18 protein-coding genes are annotated in these 17,904 nt (G+C 69.3%); 9 read left to right on the top strand and 9 right to left on the bottom strand.

The window, feature by feature from the left end:
- Positions 1-68 precede the first annotated feature (68 nt).
- From QRN21_RS08705 to QRN21_RS08720, 4 genes are all read left to right on the top strand, one after another.
- Positions 69-1,046, top strand: coding sequence for a 2-hydroxyacid dehydrogenase (locus QRN21_RS08705; protein ID WP_285363696.1), 978 nt, complete (start codon positions 69-71; stop codon positions 1,044-1,046).
- A gap of 116 nt (positions 1,047-1,162) precedes the next feature.
- A complete protein-coding gene (locus tag QRN21_RS08710; RefSeq protein WP_053098437.1) occupies positions 1,163-2,098 on the top strand; it encodes a 5-dehydro-4-deoxyglucarate dehydratase in 936 nt (311 codons plus the stop codon).
- Between the two features lie 37 nt (positions 2,099-2,135).
- Positions 2,136-3,722, top strand: coding sequence for an aldehyde dehydrogenase (NADP(+)) (locus tag QRN21_RS08715; protein ID WP_285363697.1), 1,587 nt, complete (start codon positions 2,136-2,138; stop codon positions 3,720-3,722).
- Entirely contained in the window at positions 3,719-5,041 is a 1,323-nt protein-coding gene (locus QRN21_RS08720; RefSeq protein WP_285363698.1) for an enolase C-terminal domain-like protein, read from the top strand. Before QRN21_RS08715 ends, QRN21_RS08720 begins: the two co-directional genes overlap by 4 nt.
- A 19-nt stretch (positions 5,042-5,060) precedes the next feature.
- On the opposite strand, the gene QRN21_RS08725 is transcribed toward QRN21_RS08720, so the two are convergent.
- On the bottom strand, positions 5,061-6,569 hold the full coding sequence (locus QRN21_RS08725) for a SulP family inorganic anion transporter (RefSeq protein WP_285363699.1): 1,509 nt from the start codon (positions 6,567-6,569) through the stop codon (positions 5,061-5,063).
- Between the two features lie 324 nt (positions 6,570-6,893).
- Here QRN21_RS08725 and QRN21_RS08730 point away from each other — a divergent pair, with 324 nt between their 5' ends.
- The 3 genes from QRN21_RS08730 to panB all read left to right on the top strand — a co-directional run bounded on the left by QRN21_RS08730 (position 6,894) and on the right by panB (position 9,355).
- Positions 6,894-7,619 carry a DUF2520 domain-containing protein gene (locus QRN21_RS08730; RefSeq protein ID WP_285363700.1) on the top strand — a complete coding sequence of 242 codons (726 nt, stop codon included), beginning with the start codon at positions 6,894-6,896 and terminating at the stop codon, positions 7,617-7,619.
- A gap of 90 nt (positions 7,620-7,709) precedes the next feature.
- A complete protein-coding gene (gene panC, locus QRN21_RS08735; RefSeq protein ID WP_285363701.1) occupies positions 7,710-8,489 on the top strand; it encodes a pantoate--beta-alanine ligase in 780 nt (259 codons plus the stop codon).
- On the top strand, positions 8,486-9,355 hold the full coding sequence (gene panB / locus QRN21_RS08740; RefSeq protein WP_285363702.1) for a 3-methyl-2-oxobutanoate hydroxymethyltransferase: 870 nt from the start codon (positions 8,486-8,488) through the stop codon (positions 9,353-9,355). Before panC ends, panB begins: the two co-directional genes overlap by 4 nt.
- A gap of 350 nt (positions 9,356-9,705) precedes the next feature.
- Here the strand turns inward: panB and QRN21_RS08745 are convergent, their stop codons facing one another.
- The 3 genes from QRN21_RS08745 to QRN21_RS08755 all read right to left on the bottom strand — a co-directional run bounded on the left by QRN21_RS08745 (position 9,706) and on the right by QRN21_RS08755 (position 12,333).
- Positions 9,706-9,909, bottom strand: coding sequence for a helix-turn-helix domain-containing protein (locus tag QRN21_RS08745; RefSeq protein ID WP_042540715.1), 204 nt, complete (start codon positions 9,907-9,909; stop codon positions 9,706-9,708).
- A complete protein-coding gene (locus tag QRN21_RS08750) occupies positions 9,909-10,397 on the bottom strand; it encodes a DUF2975 domain-containing protein (RefSeq protein ID WP_053098445.1) in 489 nt (162 codons plus the stop codon). Before QRN21_RS08750 ends, QRN21_RS08745 begins: the two co-directional genes overlap by 1 nt.
- A 721-nt stretch (positions 10,398-11,118) precedes the next feature.
- The gene (locus QRN21_RS08755) at positions 11,119-12,333 is read right to left on the bottom strand and encodes an MFS transporter (protein ID WP_285363704.1); all 1,215 of its coding nucleotides are present in this window, start codon (positions 12,331-12,333) and stop codon (positions 11,119-11,121) included.
- Between the two features lie 85 nt (positions 12,334-12,418).
- On the opposite strand from QRN21_RS08755, the gene QRN21_RS08760 reads away from it, so the two are divergent.
- Entirely contained in the window at positions 12,419-12,724 is a 306-nt protein-coding gene (locus tag QRN21_RS08760; RefSeq protein ID WP_053098447.1) for an ArsR/SmtB family transcription factor, read from the top strand.
- A 31-nt stretch (positions 12,725-12,755) separates the two neighbouring features.
- On the opposite strand, the gene QRN21_RS08765 is transcribed toward QRN21_RS08760, so the two are convergent.
- Together QRN21_RS08765 and QRN21_RS08770 are read right to left on the bottom strand one after the other, a co-directional pair.
- Entirely contained in the window at positions 12,756-13,514 is a 759-nt protein-coding gene (locus tag QRN21_RS08765; protein WP_230101232.1) for an SDR family NAD(P)-dependent oxidoreductase, read from the bottom strand.
- A 1-nt stretch (position 13,515) separates the two neighbouring features.
- On the bottom strand, positions 13,516-13,794 hold the full coding sequence (locus QRN21_RS08770; protein WP_056277652.1) for a helix-turn-helix domain-containing protein: 279 nt from the start codon (positions 13,792-13,794) through the stop codon (positions 13,516-13,518).
- 78 nt (positions 13,795-13,872) lie between these two features.
- Here QRN21_RS08770 and map point away from each other — a divergent pair, with 78 nt between their 5' ends.
- Positions 13,873-14,643 carry a type I methionyl aminopeptidase gene (map, locus tag QRN21_RS08775; protein ID WP_285363705.1) on the top strand — a complete coding sequence of 257 codons (771 nt, stop codon included), beginning with the start codon at positions 13,873-13,875 and terminating at the stop codon, positions 14,641-14,643.
- 6 nt (positions 14,644-14,649) lie between these two features.
- Here map and QRN21_RS08780 read toward each other — a convergent pair whose 3' ends face one another.
- The 3 genes from QRN21_RS08780 to QRN21_RS08790 form a co-directional block, all read right to left on the bottom strand.
- Positions 14,650-16,179, bottom strand: a complete 1,530-nt coding sequence (locus tag QRN21_RS08780; RefSeq protein ID WP_053098449.1) for a glycosyltransferase family 2 protein — start codon at positions 16,177-16,179, stop codon at positions 14,650-14,652.
- 140 nt (positions 16,180-16,319) lie between these two features.
- Positions 16,320-17,507, bottom strand: coding sequence for an RNA polymerase sigma factor (locus QRN21_RS08785; RefSeq protein ID WP_285363709.1), 1,188 nt, complete (start codon positions 17,505-17,507; stop codon positions 16,320-16,322).
- The gene (locus tag QRN21_RS08790; protein WP_053098451.1) at positions 17,504-17,881 is read right to left on the bottom strand and encodes a YciI family protein; all 378 of its coding nucleotides are present in this window, start codon (positions 17,879-17,881) and stop codon (positions 17,504-17,506) included. The genes QRN21_RS08785 and QRN21_RS08790 overlap by 4 nt, the downstream gene beginning before the upstream one ends.
- Between the last annotated feature and the right edge of the window lie 23 nt (positions 17,882-17,904).

Here is a 17,904-nt window from a genome sequence, read left to right on the forward strand (position 1 = left end):
ATCGGACGCATCAATTCATGCAACTTCGCTTATGGAACTGCATCGTTGACGGGTCGTAGTCTCGCGCCATGACGAACATCATCGATGCCCCCTCGCCCGTCGCCCCCGGCTCCGTCGCCCAGGCGGGGCCACTGCTCGACTCTCTCGAGCGGACGCTTCAGGACGAGTACTCCGTGGTGCGTCTTCCCGACGACCTCACGACCCTCGATCCCGCGGATGCCGCGAAGGTGCGCGCCGTCGTCACGAGCGGTCGCAACGGTGTCCCGTCCGCTCTGATGGCTGTGCTCCCGAACCTCGAGATCGTGACCAACTTCGGGGTGGGCTACGACACGACCGATGTGGCTCAGGCGGTCGCACGCGGCATCCAGGTCACCCACACGCCCGATGTGCTCACCGACTGCGTCGCCGATACGGCCCTCGGGCTCATGCTCGACGTGTTCCGACGGTTCGGGGCATCCGAGAGGTTCCTGCGCGAGGGCCGCTGGGAGTCCGGCGGCTTCCCGCTGACGCGTCGGTTCTCGGGCAGCACGGTCGGCGTGCTCGGCCTCGGCCGCATCGGGCAGGCGATCGCCCGGCGCGCGGCGGCATTCGACGGGACGATCCTCTACACGACCCGCCGCCCGGTCGACGGAGTGCCGTGGGAGCACGTGGCATCCGCCGTCGAACTCGCACGCCGATCGGATGTGCTCGTCATCGCGGTTCCCGGAGGAGCCGCGACCGAGGGTCTGGTCGACGCCGAGGTGATCCGCGCCCTCGGACCGGACGGGTTCCTGGTGAACATCGCGCGGGGCTCGGTCGTCGACGAGGAGGCGCTGATCGCCGCTCTCGAAGCCGGTGAGATCGCGGGGGCGGGTCTCGACGTGTTCGCGCACGAGCCGCACGTGCCCGAGCGGTTGATCCGCGACGATGTCACGCTGCTGCCCCACGTCGGCAGCGGGACGCACGAGACCCGGCGCGACATGCGAGACCTCACGCTGGCGAACCTCCGGGCGTACCTCGCAGGCGAGCCGCTCCCGACGCCAGTGCCGGAGATGTCTGCGCTTTGATGCAGGCGGCGCATTGATCCATCCACCATTTGGTTTGTAGGCGCATCGTTTCCCGCATAGCGTGACGACTGTTCAGATCCGAGCCGGACACCGGCGCGACACCCCAGGAGTGCACCGTGGCACGATTCACGCCCACCGAGCTGGCCGACCACCTTCGCGAAGGTCTCCTCTCGTTCCCCGCGACGGCATTCACGCCGGAGCTCGAGTTCGACGAGAAGCGCTACCGCGAGCACGTCGAGTGGCAGGCCGGATTCGGCGTCGCCGGTCTGTTCGCCGCCGGCGGCACCGGCGAGGGCTTCAGCCTCGATGCCGCCGAGTCGGCTGCGGTCGTCCGCGCGGCCGTGCAGGCATCCCGCCCCGAGGTGCCGGTGCTCGCGTCGGCCGGAGGCTGGACCCGCAATGCGATCGCGAATGCTCGCGCCGCGGAGGAGGCCGGTGCCGAGGGCATCCTCGTGCTGCCCCCGTATCTCACCGAGTGCGACCAGCCCGGTCTCGTCGAGCACGTCTCGGCGATCGCCGCAGCGACCCGTCTCGCGATCATCGTCTACAACCGGGGCAACGCGATCTACTCGGCCGAGACGATGGCGATCCTCGCCGACCGACATGAGAACGTCATCGGCTTCAAGGATGCGACGGCCGACATCGAGCACCTCGCCTCGGTCTACGTCCGCAACGGCGAGCGGCTGTTCTACCTGGGCGGGCTGCCGACGGCGGAGACGTATGCGCTGCCGCTGCTGCAGATGGGCATGAGCACCTACTCGTCCGCGATGTTCAACTTCGTTCCCGAGTTCGCCCTCGAGTTCTACCGGGACGTGCGTGCCCAGGACCGAGTCGCGGTGACCGAGAAGCTGGGACGCTTCGTGCTCCCGTACATCGCGATCCGCGATCGGGGCCGCGGCTTCGGCGTCTCGATCGTCAAGGCTGGGCTGCGTCTCACCGGACACGGCGTCGGACCGGTCCGCCCGCCGCTGCACGACCTGTCGGAGCAGGATGACGCCGACCTCCTGCAGCTTCTCGACCGCGCCGGGCTGCTCGAGTCCGTCCCCGTCTGATCCTCACCATCCCCACCCTCGACTCAAGGAGAGTGACATGACCGTTCCCGTCCTCACCGGGCATTCCTCGATCGCCGGGCGCTCCGTCGCCGGCACCGGCTCGGCACTGCACGCCATCGCGCCCGACACCGACGAGCAGCTCGATCCGCCCTACTCGCAGATCGACGTCGACCAGCTCCGCGAGGCGACGGCGGCCGCCGCAGAGGCGTTCGTGACGTTCTCGCGCCTCGAGCCCGAGGCCCACGCAGCCTTCCTCGAGACGGTCGCGGAGGAGATCGAGGCGATCGGCGACACACTGATCGAACGGGCGATGCAGGAGACCGGGTTGCCGCAGGCGCGTCTTCTCGGCGAGCGTGCGCGCACCACCGGGCAGCTGCGGCTGTTCGCCGAGGTCGTCCGAGCCGGCGAGCACCGAGGCGTGCGCATCGATCCGGCGCAGCCCGACCGCACGCCGGTGCCCCGCGTCGACATCCGTCAGCGCAAGATCCCTCTCGGGCCGGTGGCGGTGTTCGGGGCGTCGAACTTCCCGTTCGCGTTCTCCACCGCCGGCGGAGACACCGCATCCGCCCTCGCAGCCGGCTGCCCGGTCGTGTTCAAGGCGCACAGCTCGCACCCCGGCACGAGCGAGCTCGTGGCGGCGGCGATCGCGCGTGCCATCGACGCCCATGGACTCCACCCGGGAGTGTTCTCGCACATCTTCGGCCCGGGCCGCAGCGTCGGACAGGCGCTCGTCTCCGACCCCGAGATCCAGGCCGTCGGGTTCACCGGCTCCCGCGAAGGCGGTCTCGCCCTCGTGCGCGCCTCGCAGGCGCGGCCGGTGCCGATCCCCGTCTACGCCGAGATGAGCTCGGTGAACCCCGTGTTCATCCTGCCCGGCGCTCTGCGCGGCGATGTCGGAGCGCTCGCCGCGGGGTACGTGCAGAGCGCGACCGGATCCAGCGGGCAGCTGTGCACGCAGCCCGGAATCGTCTTCGTCCCGCGGGGCGAGCAGGGCGACGCCTTCCTGCAGGCCGTATCCGAGGCGCTGCGCGCGGCCACAGGGCAGACCATGCTCTCGCCGAGCATCGCCGCCGCGTGGCGCGAGGGCGTCGAGACGAGGGACGCCAACGCCGAGATCCTCGCGAGGGGATCCGACGGACAGGGTCCGCATGCTCCCGCGCCGGTGATCCACGCCGCCGACCTCGAATCGTTCGAGGAGAACCACGTGCTGCACGAGGAGATCTTCGGTGCGGCATCGCTGGTGGTGCGGTACGGCGATGTCGCCGAGCTGGTGCAGGCGGCGTCGCGTCTGGAGGGTCAGCTGACGGCCACGCTGCAGCTCAGCGCGGACGACAATGAGCTCGCGGCGGCGCTGCTGCCGGTGCTCGAGCGCAAGGTCGGACGCATCCTCGCGAACGGCTGGCCGACCGGGGTCGAGGTCGGGCACGCCATGGTTCACGGCGGACCGTTCCCGGCGACGAGCGACTCGCGCACCACGAGCGTCGGGACTCTCGCGATCGAGCGCTTCCTGCGGCCGGTCGCGTATCAGAACATCCCCGATGAGCTGCTGCCCGAGGCGCTGCGCGACGCCAACCCGTGGCACGTCCCGCGCTTCATCGACGGGCGGCGCGAGGCGTCCGCATGAGCGCCGTTCCCACCGTCGACAGAGTCGAGGTCGTTCCGGTCGCCGGCCACGACTCGATGCTGTTGAACCTCTCGGGCGCGCACGGGCCGTTCTTCACCCGCAACATCGTCATCGTGACGGATTCGGACGGACGCGAGGGTCTCGGCGAGGTCCCCGGCGGAGAGCCGATCCGCCGCACCATCACCGAGGCCGGCGAGATGCTCTCGGGTCAGCCGGTCGGCCGATACCGTTCGCTGCTGCGGTCGATCGCTACGCGCTTCGCCGATCGCGACGCCGGTGGCCGCGGGCTGCAGACGTTCGACCTGCGCACCACCGTGCACGCCGTCACCGGCATCGAGTCGGCGCTTCTCGACCTCCATGCGCAGCACCTCGGCGTGCCGGTCGCCGAACTGCTCGGCGACGGTCAGCAGCGCGAGAGCGTGCCGATGCTGGGCTATCTGTTCTTCGTCGGCGATGCCGACAGGACCGACCTCCCCTATCTGCGCGAGAGCGGCGACAGCTGGGAGAGCGTGCGACGCGAAGAGGCGATGACGGCCGAGGGCGTCGTGCGCCTGGCCGAAGCCGCCCAGCAGCGCTACGGATTCTCGGACTTCAAGCTCAAGGGCGGCGTCCTCGACGGCGAGATCGAGGCCGACGTCGTGACCGCCCTCGCCCAGCGCTTTCCCGAGGCGCGCATCACGCTCGACCCGAACGGCGGGTGGCTGCTGGAGGATGCGGTGCGCATCGGTCGACGACTGCGCGACGTGCTCGCCTACGCCGAGGACCCCTGCGGTGCCGAGGGCCGGTTCTCGGGTCGAGAGGTGATGGCGGAGTTCCGGCGGCGCACCGGACTGCGGACCGCGACGAACATGATCGCGACCGACTGGCGCGAGATGGCGCACGCGATCCGATCGGATGCCGTCGACATCCCGCTCGCCGACCCGCACTTCTGGACGATGGCAGGGTCGGTGCGCGTCGCGCAGCTGTGCAACGACTTCGACCTCACATGGGGCTCGCACTCGAACAACCACTTCGACATCTCGCTGGCGATGTTCACGCAGGTCGGTGCCGCCGCGCCCGGCGAGATCACGGCACTCGACACGCACTGGATCTGGCAGGACGGTCAGCAGCTCACGGTCGATGCACCGCAGATCCGCGACGGCGCGGTGCGCGTGCCCGACCGGCCGGGACTCGGTGTGACGATCGACCGCGTGCGGCTCGCCGAGGCCCACGAGTTGTACGTCGAGCACGGGCTCGGCGCCCGCGACGACGCGATCGGCATGCAGTACCTCGTGCCCGACTGGCAGTTCGACAGCAAGCGGCCCGCCCTCGTGCGGTGAGGCGCGTCCGGGTGGATCGCTACTCGAACCCGCCGGTCAACCGTCCCCGCATCCGCTGACTGCTCTCGTTCATCCCGACGATCTCGACGCTCTTGCCGAGCGCTGCGTACTTCGTCTCGATCGCATCCAGAGCGGCGACGGTCGACGCATCCCAGATGTGCGATCCCGACAGGTCGATCACGACATGCTCGGGGTCGTCGGGGTACTCGAAGAGGGTGGTGAGGTCGTTGCTCGAGGCGAAGAACAGTTCGCCGTTCACGACGTAGCGCGCGACGTCGCCCGAGACCGCGCGTTCGACCGAGCGGTCGACCGACACGAAGTGCGCCACGCGGCGCACGAACAGCACGGATGCGACCAGCACCCCGCCGACGACGCCGACCGCGAGGTTGTGGGTGAGGAGCACGAGCACGACGGTCGCCACCATCACGAAGGTCTCGCTCTTCGGCATCCGCTTGAGGGTCGACGGCTTCACGCTGTGCCAGTCGAAGGCGCCGATCGCGACCATGATCATCACGGCGACGAGGGCGGCCATGGGGATCGTGCCGACGAAGTCACCGAACACGACGACCAGCAGGAACAGGAAGATGCCGGCGCAGAACGTCGAGATGCGGGTGCGCGCCCCGGATGCCTTGACGCCGATCATGGTCTGGCCGATCACCGCGCATCCGCCCATGCCTCCGAAGATTCCGGAGAGCATGTTCGCCACGCCCTGCGCCCACGACTCGCGCGTCTTGTTCGAGTGGGTGTCGGTGATCTCATCGACGAGCTTGGCGGTGAGCAGTGACTCCATGAGCCCGACCAGCGCGACCCCGAGGGCGAACGGAGCGATGATCGTGAACGTCTCCCAGGTGAGCGGCACGTTCGGGATGAACAGCTCGGGAAGGCTCTTCGGCAGCTCGCCCTGATCGCCGACCGTCGGCACGGTGATCGCGAACGCCAGCACGACACCGGTCACGATGATCACCGACACGAGTGGCGCGGGCACGACCCTGGTGATCCTCGGCATCACGATCATCACGACGATCCCCAGTGCGACCAGCGGATAGACCAGCCACGGCACGTCGATCAGCTGCGGGAACTGCGAGCTGAACACGAAGATCGCGAGCGCGTTCACGAACCCGACCATGACGCTGCGTGGGATGAATCGCATCAGCTTCGCGACGCCCAGCACCCCGAGGAGCACCTGGAAGATGCCCGCGAGGATCACGGTCGCGATGAAGTAGTCCATCCCGTAGGTCGGAGCGACCGGTGCGATCACGAGCGCGACGGCTCCGGTCGCCGCGGTCACCATCGCGGGGCGCCCGCCGAGGAACGCGATCGACACCGCCATGATGAACGACGAGAACAGCCCGACCTTCGGGTCGACGCCCGCGATCACCGAGAACGCGATCGCCTCGGGGATCAGCGCGAGACCCACGACCAGGCCCGCGAGCACCTCGCGTGTCAGCATCCGCGGACTCTTCAGCGCCTGGAGGACAGTGGGATTCGCCCGATAGCGGGCGCGATCGTCGACCGCGAGTGCAGACATGGGGATGCTCCAGAGAAGGTGCCCGGGGATGGGGCAGACGTTCCAGCGTAAGACCTCGGTCTCGATGCGGAGGATTTCTGCAGTACGGAGGGCGGATGCCGGGAATCGGCCCTCCGTATCGAGGATCCCCTCCGGATCGGTGGGGTCGCGGGAGGGTGGCGAGATCGAGAGGTCATTGCGAGCAGGTTTCTGCCTGTTCTGCGCAGCAGAGTGACAAGGGCTGGGCGCGTTCGGATTGTCACGATGCTCCGAGATTTTGCGCGTACCCGGTCTCGGGCGGATACTCATCCCATCCGTGCCGCCCTTCTCGGCCGGGGAATCGACATGCACAGCACCCCTGCTCTCGCCCCTGACACGACCATCGCCATCGTCGGCGCCGGCCGTCTCGGCGGCGTTCTCGCCCGGGCCCTGCGTGCAGGGGGCTTCGGCGTCCTCGGCCCGCTGCGTCGCGACGCCCGGATGCCGGATGCCGATATCGCGCTGCTCTGCGTTCCCGATTCGGCGATCGCGGCGGTGGCCTTCGCCGCGCGACCGCATGCTCGACTCGTCGCGCACGTCTCAGGTGCGACGTCGCTCGCCGACGTCGACTTCAGCATCCACCCGCTGCAGACCTTCACCGGCACCGAGACGCCCGAGGTCTTCCGCGGAATCGGCGTCGCGGTCGACGGCCGCACACCCGAGGCGCTCGCGGTGGCCGAGCAGCTCGCCGCAGCGCTCGGTGCGACACCCTTCCGCGTCGACGACGCCCACCGCGCGGCGTATCACGCGGCCGCATCCTTCGCCTCGAACTTCGTGCTCACGGTGCTCGACGCCGCCGAGCGCCTCGCGGCTCCCTCCGGGCTGGATCGCGCCCACCTCGCACCGCTCGTGCAGCAGACGGTCGACAACTGGGTGGCGTCCGGCGCGGCATCCGCCCTCACCGGTCCGATCGCTCGCGGCGACGAGGCGACCGTCGCGCGGCAGCGCGCAGCATCCGCCGACTTCGCCGACCTCTTCGACGCACTCGCCGCCGCCACCCGAGCGGTCGCCGACAGAAAGCCCCGGTCATGAGAATCCTCCGTACGATCGCCGAGGTGCGCACCGCGCACCGCGGTTCGAGACGCCCGCGGTGACGGCGGGACTGTCGGGCTCGTCCCGACCATGGGCGCCTTCCACGAGGGGCACCTCTCGCTCATGCGCGCGGCGAGGGCGCAGAACGACCTCGTCGTCGTCTCGCTCTTCGTCAATCCGACCCAGTTCGCCGCGAACGAAGACCTCAGCACCTACCCGCGCGACGAAGCGCGTGACGCCGCGCTCGCCGAAGCCGAGGGTGTCGACATCCTCTTCGCCCCCGAGCCGGCCGAGATCTACCCCGACGGCTTCGCCACGAACATTCACGTGGCGGGCATCACCGAGGTGCTCGACGGCGCGAGCCGCGGCCCCCACCACTTCGACGGCGTCGCGACCGTCGTCACGAAGCTGTTCGGCATCGTGCAGCCCGACGTCGCGTACTTCGGGCAGAAGGATGCGCAGCAGGTGCTCGTCGTCCGGCGGGTCGTGCGTGACCTGAACCTCGATGTGCGCATCGAGGCGTGCTCCATCGTCCGCGAACCCGACGGACTCGCCATGAGCTCGCGCAACGTGTACCTCGACGCGGATGCTCGCGCCCGGGCGACCGCGCTGAACCGTGCGCTCGACGCGGCGGATGCGGCGCACCGTTCGGGCGACGGCGACGGTATCGGCGATGGCGATGGCATCCTGTCCGCTGCCCGGGATGTTCTCGCCGAGGCGGGAATCGACGTCGAGTACCTGGAACTCCGGGATGTTGAGACGCTTCAGCCCGTCACCCGCATCGACCGCGACGCCCTGCTGCTCGTCGCCGCCCGTGTCGGCGCCGCCCGATTGATCGACAACCACCTGCTGAGAGGGTTCACGCCATGAGCGCCCACGCCGCCCCGACGAAGCGACTGACTCTGCGCGATCTCGACGCCAAGAAGCATGCCGGCGAGCCGATCGTCATGGTCACCGCGTACGACTTCCCGAGTGCGCAGATCGTCGAGGAGGCCGGCGTCGACCTGGTGCTCGTCGGCGATTCGGCCGCGATGACCGTGCTCGGCTACGACAGCACCGTGCCCGTCACGACCGACGAGATGCTGATGCTGACGAAAGCCGTGCGGCGCGGACTCACGAATCCACTGCTCGTCGGCGACCTGCCCTTCGGTTCGTACGAGGCGTCGGATGAGCTCGCCCTCGCGACCGCGCAGCGCTTCATCAAGGAGGCCGGCGTCGACCTGGTCAAGATCGAGCGCGGCGGCACCACGGTCGACCGTGCTCGAGCGCTCGTGAATGCCGGCATCCCCGTCGTCGGCCATGTCGGACTCACGCCGCAGACTGCGACCTCGCTCGGCGGATACCGCGCCCAGGGACGCACGGCCGAGGCGGCGCTTGCCGTGATCGACGACGCCCTCGCGCTGCAGGATGCCGGAGTCTCGCTGCTCGTGATCGAAGCAGTGCCGTCCGAGGTCACCGCCGCTCTCGCGCCCCTGCTGCGCATTCCGCTGATCGGCATCGGGGCCGGAGCGGATGCCGACGGCCAGGTGCTCGTCTTCCATGACCTGCTCGGCATCTACGCCGGCGGGGCCGCCAAGTTCGTCAAGCGCTACGCCGATGTGCGCGGTGTGTCCATCGCGGGGGTCGCGGCCTATGCCGACGAGGTGCGCGGCGGGCACTACCCGGCGCCCGAGCACGGCTACGGGATGCCCGAGGGCGAGGCCGCGCGACTGCGCGACCTGCTCGCGCGGCGGTAGGTATTGGCCTCCGGGGGGCTCGGCGTCCGGCATCCAGTGCTGTCCCTCTCTTGCTGACCTCGTCGATGCGGAGGAGATCTGCGATGCGGAGGGTCGTATCGACGATCCCATCCTCCGGTGCGCTGTTCTCCTCCGCACCGTAGGAGTGCGATGGCTGCCGTGTCGAGGTCTCGAAGCGCGCGCATCAGGCATTGTGAAGGAGAAATGCGCTTCCGAAGGAGAGAATCCCGGGATCAGGCCTTCCGAGGCGCAGAACTCCTCCGTTGCGTGGGTGCGTGGGTGCGTGGGTGCGCGTGTGTGTGGGTGCGTGGGTGCGTGGGTGTGTGGGTGCCGCGACGAAAGAGGTCCCCTCACGCCTCCCAGCGCAGGATGTCGCCCGGCTGGCATTCCAGCACTTCGCACAGTGCGTCGAGGGTCGAGAACCGCACGGCTTTCGCCCGCCCGTTCTTCAGCACGGCCAGGTTCGTCGGCGTGATCCCGATGCGCTCGGCCAGCTCGCCGACACCCATCTTGCGTCGCGCCATCATCACGTCGATGTCGACGACGACGGGCATCAGATGACCTCGTTGTCGAGCTCGGACCGCAGCGCCTGCGCCTCGACATCGCGGTCGATCGCCTGCCGGAGCAGCGCCTTCATCACCACGACCAGCAGGGCGACGCCGGCGAGCACCACGCCGGCTCCGCCGATGAGCGCGACGAGACCCGGAGCTGCCGAGCCCGGAGCGAGGATCGCCGCGAGGATCCACAGGAGAGCCGCGGCCACAAGGATCGCGCCGATGATCACGTCGATGTAGCGGAACGACGAGGTCGAGAAGATCGATCCGCGACGCACCTTCGTGAGCAGTAACCACACGCAGATGCCGAAGACCTGCAGAGTGCCGACTCCGAGGACGACGATCGACACGAAGGCGATCCGTCCCCACAGCTCTTCGTCGGCGAGGTCGAGCCACAGCAGCGGCACGATGAGCGCCTGCACGGCCACGGACCCGACCAGCGCCAGCGCGATCACGACCCGCAGCACGATGATCGTCGACTTCGCCATGACTCCACCTCTCATCGAACAACAATAGAAATCTATCGTTAATCGTTCGATTCGGCAAGGTGGATGTGCGGGGGCGCGTTCGATGCGGAGGAGATCTACGGAAGGGAGGATCAACTTCGCGAGTTCGTCCTCCGGTGCGCAGATCTCCTCCGGTACGCAGATCTCCTCCGGATGCGGGGGCCGGGCGCGCTCGGAAGGAGATCGCGCATACCGAAGGAGATATCGGCGACATCCCTCCTTCGAGGCGAGAGATTTCCCTCGCAGTGGGAGTGGATGCCGGAGGGCAGCGCGCGCTCGGAAGGAGATCGCGTCTACCGAAGGAGGTGTCGGCGGCATCTGTCCTTCGGGGCGAGAGATCTCCTTCGTACTGGGGGTGGATCCCGGGGCAGCGCGCGCTCGGAAGGAGATCGCGTCTACCGAAGGAGGTGTCGGCGGCATCCCTCCTTCGGGGCGAGAGATCTCCTTCGTACTGGGGGTGGATCCCGGGGCAGCGCGCGCTCGGAAGGAGATCGCGCATAACGAAGGAGGTGTCGGCGGCATCCCTCCTTCGGGGCGAGAGATCTCCTTCGTACTGGGGGTGGATCCCGGGGCAGCGCGCGGTCGGAAGGAGATCGCGCATAACGAAGGAGGTGTCGGCGGCATCTGTCCTTCGGCACGAGAGATCTCCTCCGCAGCGAGAGACCCCCTTCGGCGCGAGAGATCTCCTCCACACAGAGAGCAGCTACTCCGCCCGACGCACCCGCAGCACCAGTGCGATGAGCGCGAGCGCGATGACCGCGACGCCGTACCCGACGCACACGGCGCCGAGTCCGAAGACTCCGACCAGCATCCCTGCGATGACTGCGGGCACGCCGAAGGCGAGGTAGGCGAGCAGGTAGATCACGGCGAACGTGTCGGCGCGGTCGGTCGGGGGGATGCGGGGTGCGAGTGAGGCGACGACTCCCGAGAAGGCGGTGCCGAATCCCATGCCGGTCACGGCGGTCGCGGCGAGGTAGAACGGAAGCGACCCGGTCGCGAGCGCCCAGAGCGACAGTGCGGTGCCGACGGCGAGGGCCGCGGTGCCGAAGATCACCGAGGTGCGCGGGCGCCGGTTGCGGAAGAGGAATGCGGTGACCGCGCCGACGCCGGCCAGCATCGCGACCGCGAGTCCCTGCCAGACGTGCGCCTCACCGCCGAGCTGGGTGCGCACGATGTTCGCGCCGAGTGAGAGGAAGAGTCCACCCGTAGCCCAGCCGGCGATGATCGCGGGGGCTCCGCGCCAGAAGTCCGAGCGGATGCCGGCCGGCACCGACAGCCGGAAGCTCAGCGACGCGAGTGCACCCGGCCGCAGCGGAGCGGTCTCGGGCGCCAGGAAGAAGAGCCCCGCGAGCACGATGTACACGGCGGTCAGGGGTGCGAACACGTCGAGCAGCGGCTGTCCGGTCACGTCCAGCGCGATGCCCGAGACGAGTGCGCCGAGGGCGAGGCCGATTCCGGGGCTGAGTGCGTTCCACAGTGCGGCGACCCTCGAACGGCCACCGGGGGCGAGGTCGAGCGCAGCGGCCGAGAGGGCTGCGATGAGCACGCCACTCGCCGCCCCCTGCAGGATGCGGGCGAGCATGAGCGTGGCGACCGTATCGGCATGCCAGAACAGCACCATGCTCGCGGCGAGCACCAGGAGACCGCCGATCGCGACCGGTCGCCGCCCGACATGGTCGGAGAGCGAGCCTGCGGTGAGCAGGGCGAGCAGCAGGGCGACCGCGTAGACGGCGAAGACGGCGCTGATGACGATCGCGTCGAATCCGATCTCTGCGGCGAGCACGGGGTAGAACGGCGATGGCGCACTCGCGCCCATCATCATCGCGATCTGCGTCACGACGGCCAGCGCGAAGCCGAAGCGCGGGCGACGGATCCGAGGTGCCGTCGCGGTCGTGTCGATCGGTGACGTGGTGGTCATGAGTGCTCCCGCGGTATCGGTTCGAGATTCATCGAACTATCGGAGCGTACTCGCGATTCCGCGATTGTTCAACTATTCTCGAACCATGCCAGGCGAACTCCCGCACCCCGAGCGATCCGAGATCCAGCTCACCGATGTGCTCTTCGCCCTCAGCGACCCCGAGCGTCTGGCGATCGCGCGACAGCTCGCCGACGGCCCGCTCGACATGGCCGAATGCCACGCGACCGACCCGAACCTGCCGAAGTCCACCAAGTCGCATTTCATGAAGGTGCTGCGCGAAGCGGGCGTGATCCGCAACGAGCCCAACGGCCGGCGACGGATGCTGACGCTGCGCCGCGCAGAGCTCGACGAGCTGTTCCCCGGCCTGCTGGAGTCCGTGCTGCGTTCCTGACCCGCAACCGCCCAGGCGAGAGCCCACCGCCTCAGCGGAAGTACGACGCGCCGTTCAGGTCGAGCACCGTGCCCGATGCCCACACCGCGGTGGGCGAGGTGAGATAGGCGACGGCATCCGCCACCTCTTCGGGCGTGCCCACCCGGCCGAACGGACTCTGACCGCGGATGCTGTCGCCCTGCTCTCCTTCGAGCTTCGCCGTCTGCCGGTCTGTCGCCACCATTCCCGGAGCGACCGAGGTCACAGAGATGCCGTGGGGTGCGAGCACCAGCGCCATCGATTGCCCGAACGCGTGCAGTCCTGCCTTCGTCGCGGCGTACGCGGGGTGGTCGGCCTCTCCGCGGAACGCGCCGCGTGACCCGATGTTGACGATCGATCCGCCACTGCCCCGCTCGATCATGTGCTGAGCGACGAGCATCGTGACGTTCGAGGCGCCGAGCAGGTTCACCGAGGCCATGGCAGACCAGGCGCGCTGCCACTCGGCATACGTCGTCGAGTCGACGCGATGCTCGTTCGCCGCGCTCGGGGCCACGGCTGCATTGTTCACCAGGATGTCGAGTGAACCCAGGGCTGTGATGCCCTCCTCGACCACGCGCTGCGCCTCCGCCGGATCCCCGAGGTCGCCGCCCACGATCGCATGGTCCGAGCCTTCGAGCGAGGCGAGGGTCTCTTCCGCGGACGCGCGATCACGGCCGTAGTGCACGACGACCCGGTCGCCCCGTCGGGCGAAGGCCTGCGCCACTGCGCGGCCGATGCCGCGCGAGCTGCCCGTGATCAGCGCATGCGCCATCTCAGGACGCGACCTGCGTGCGACCGACCGCATGCACCGCCGGCTCGATCTCGGACCACACCGAGTCCAGCGAGAGGTGGAGCACGCCGGCGATCGCGGCGATGGTCGAGAAGGCGGGGGTCGCCACGCGACCCGACTCGATCTTGCGCAGGGTCTCGGGCGAGACCCCCGCCTCGAGGGCGACGCTCAGCATCGATCGCTCACCGCGCGCTCGCCGCAGCAGCGCGCCGAGGCGCTCGCCCCGCTCGACCTCGGCGGGAGTCAGGGGCATCCGAACCATCATGAGCCCATTGTAATACCGGGATAGTATTACCGGTATAGTTATTGGAATGACCGACGGCGAGCTGTGGAGAACCCCATGATCGAGATCCTGAACCGCGACGAACTGGCTCGTGCACGAGACGCGGGCGCCCTCGTCGGCGGCATCCTCCAGTCCCTCAAGGAGCGAGCCGCGGTCGGGGTGAACCTGCTCGACCTCGACCGCTGGACGAAGCAGATGATCGAGGATGCCGGTGCGCAGTCCTGCTACGTCGATTACGCCCCCTCCTTCGGCCGGGGGCCCTTCGGCCACTACGTCTGCACTGCCGTGAACGATGCGGTGCTGCACGGGATGCCGCACGACTACGCCCTCCTCGACGGCGACCTTCTCACTCTCGACCTCGCCGTCACGCTCCGGGGGATCTCAGCGGATGCCGCCATCAGCTTCGTGGTCGGCGACGGTGCCGCATCCGCCGACCTCGACATGATCGACGCGACCGAGCGTGCGCTGGCCGCCGCGATCGCCGCAGCCCGACCCGGCGCGCGCATCGGCGACCTCTCCCACGCGATCGGCACGGTGCTCGGCGACGCGGGCTACCCGATCAATCTCGAGTTCGGCGGCCACGGCATCGGTTCGACGATGCACCAGGATCCGCACGTCGCGAACGACGGACGCCCCGGCCGCGGCTACAGACTGCGCCCCGGCCTGCTGCTCGCACTGGAACCGTGGGTGATGGCCGACACCGACCGGCTGGTCATCGACGACGACGGCTGGACGCTGCGCAGTGCGACCGGATGCCGCACAGCCCACACCGAACACACCATCGCCATCACCGAGACCGGGGGCGAGGTGCTCACGCTGCCGCGCTGACCCTCGTCACTTCGTGCGCGAGCCGCTCCGCACCCGTCGCACAGCGCGGCCGGCCAGGTCCTTGAGCCGGCCGCCGGGGTACTGCCTGCGCAGCTCGACGGCGCCGCCGCGTCCCGCGACCGGCGTGCACGTGCGCCCGGCGAGCAGGGGAGAGCGTCCCGCGGCGGCGAGCGTCGCAGCATCCGCTCGGAGGGGGACGTCGAAGGTCCACCCCGCCCGTCGCACGGTCACGAAGAGCTTCGCCCCGCGCGACTCGTCGTCGGGTCGGAACACCTTCAGCGGGTCGATGGCGATGCGGAGGGAGTCGAGGCTGCGCGGGTGCAGGTTCGCCACACGACGCTCGATCGCCGCGGCCTTGTCGCGCCACACCAGCTCGACGTGATCGTTGGACATCTCCCGCTTGGCTTCGAGAAGACCGGTCGGAAGGCCGTCCATCGCGATCGGCAGTGACGTCATGACGCCCGTGCCCGGCTCGAACTCGAGTGCGTCCTGCCCGTCGCGGGTGATCGAGACATCGACGGTGAGATACAGTCCGCCGCCCCGCGACCACCGTGCCGACGTCACCACCGCCCGGCAGGTGAGCTCGGCCTCGAACCGCGCGAACGTCAGCAGGTCGGCGCGTCGATCGGCTCGCAGCAGTGCGGCCCGGATGCGGTTCGGAAAGGCCAGGCCCCCGTCGACGCCGGGTCCGAAGCGCCGTCGCGCGAGCGGGATGACGACGTCGAGCAGTCGCTGGCGATACTCCTCGGGGTACCCGGCGTACTTCTTGCCCGACACCCGCTTGAGGATCTTGCCGCGGAACCAGTGCCGCAGCAGCCGGTCGCGCAGTCGCCCCGGTTCGGTGTACCGCTCGACGAGATCGAGCACGGCCTCGAGATGCGGGAAGTACGTCTCGGGTTCGATCCGCGACGAACTGGCACTGCCCGCGTGCTTGACCCACGCGTAGCAGGGGCGGCTGGCGAGGATCGAGATCGTCGACGCCTCGAAGTACGCCCTCATCACGAACAGATGGTCTTCGAGGCGCACCTTGCCGTCGGGGAATCGGATGCGCTTCTCGCGCAGGAACGAGGTGCGGAACATCTTGTGCGGCGTCAGCATCTCGAGCAGCGGATCCTCGCCGAGGCGCGCACGGGGGATGTCGCGGCGGAAAATGCGACTCGGAAGCCGCCGGCCGATGCCGACCTCCCTGCCGACCACGACATCGGATGCATGCTCGTCGGCGTAGTCGCAGAGCGCCTCGAGGGCGCCGTCGTAGAGCCAGTCGTCCTGATCGACGAACTGGATGTACGTGCCGCGCGCATCGTCGATCCCGTGGTTGCGCGGCGTTCCCGGCCACCCCGAATGCGGCAGATACGCGACGCGCACGTAGGGACGATCACGCGCGATCTCGACCAGTCGAGCCGCCGTCTCCTCACCGGAGCCGTCGTCGCAGAGCAGCACCTCGAACCGGCCGTGATCGAGCGTCTGCCGATCGAGAGACGCGATGAGCTCGTCGAATGCCGCTCCCGGACGGAACACGGGAACGACGACGCTCACTCTGATCGAAGTGGACGGTGGGGAAACGGCAGGGGAAGACGACATCGACGGCAGTCAAACATCGTCGGCTATGGAGCGCACGGGGCTTGCTTTCAGCGCCGTGTGCGTGCAGTGCGTGCGCCGTGTGCGTGCAGTGCGTGTCAGTGGGATCGTGCGTGGGCCGCCGCGCGGCCGCGGAGGAAGCCGATGACGCCGTCGTCGTCGGCGAGCGCGATCGCCCGCGCGTAGGCCTCGCCGGCATCCTGTCCGGCCTCGGCGAGCAGCCCCGCCCGAGCCGCCCAGTACGGCTGGAATCCCTCTGCATGGGCCGGAAGTGCGGCGAGGCCAGCCTCCGCTCCGTCGATGCGCGCGGTGACGACGGCGGCCGCGACCCGGGCGCCGAGGGTCGGAGCGACCGCGAGAAGCGCGGCGTACAGCATCCGCAGCGAGTCCCAATCGGTCGCGCCCGTGCGCAGCCGATCGCAGTGCACCGCCTGGATCGCCGCCTCGAGCTGGAATCGTCCCGGCGCACCGGTCGGCCGCGCTCGCCGCAGGTACGCCTCACCCTCGGCGATCAGCGCCGCATCCCAGGTCTGAGGATCCTGCTCGTCGAGGGGGGTGAACTCGCGAGAGCGCCGCGCGAGAGTCAGCGTCGTGAGGGCGGCCAGCCCCCACGCCTCAGGCTCGTCCTCGAGAAGCCCCGCCAGGGTGACGGCCAGGTACTGCGCCTCGCCCGCCATCGACTCGGCGTCGCCGCGCCAGGTGAGCGCGGCGCATCCGTAGACCGCCTCCAGCACAGCGGGCAATCGTTCGGGCATCGAGCGGCGGTCCGGAATCGCGAACGGGATGCGGGCATCTCTGATGCGTCGCTTCGCCCGCACCAGGCGCTGTGCCATCGCCGTCGCCGGAACGGCGAACGCGCGCGCGACCTCCGCCGCCTCGAATCCGAGCACGGTCTGGAGCATGAGCGGCGCGCGCACGGCCGGGTCGATCGCCGGATGCGCGCACACGAACAGCAGCTCGAGTCGCTTGTCGCCGATCGCGAGCGGATCATGGTCGGCGAGCGGATCGACGCGAGCGCTCTCCTCGGCGAGGGGAGCGGATGCCGTCGCCGCGGCCGACTTCCACATATCGCGCAGCCTGTTCCTCGCCACGGTCATCAACCACCCTTCCGGGTTGTCGGGCACTCCGGCATCCGGCCAGCGTCGCAGCGCCTCTTCGAACGCTCCCGACAGGGAGTCCTCGGCGAGCGCGAGGTCGCCGGACCGCGCCGCGAGCAGCGCGACCAGCCGGCCGTAGGAGGTCCGCGCCGCACTCTCTGCAGCGGCCCGGACCCCCTCGGGGATCATCGGTTCGGAGTCCAGACGCCGTCGACCGTGAACACGGCACCCGGGCGGATCTCGACCGCACCCCAGAACGCCGGCGGGGCCTGGCGGGCGAATCCGATCGCGGCATCCAGGTCGGGCACGTCGATGACGACCGTGCCGCCGAGCTGCTCCTTCGTGTCGGCGAACGGGCCGTCCTGCACCTGCAGCGCGTCATCGCGCACGCGAACGGTGGTGCTGACGGCCGACGGCTGCAGAACCTCGGCCGAGACGAGCACCCCTGCCGACTGCAGGGTGGCGGCGTAGCTCGCGAATGCGGCCTGGCCCTCTGCGAGCGCCTCGGCGCCCAGAGTCTCGGCATCGAGCTCTTCGTAGTGCAACAGCAGTGTGTAGCGCATGTCTCTTCCTCACTGTTCGACGG

The organism is Microbacterium sp. LMC-P-041, from assembly GCF_030209555.1.
Lineage (GTDB): Bacteria > Actinomycetota > Actinomycetes > Actinomycetales > Microbacteriaceae > Microbacterium.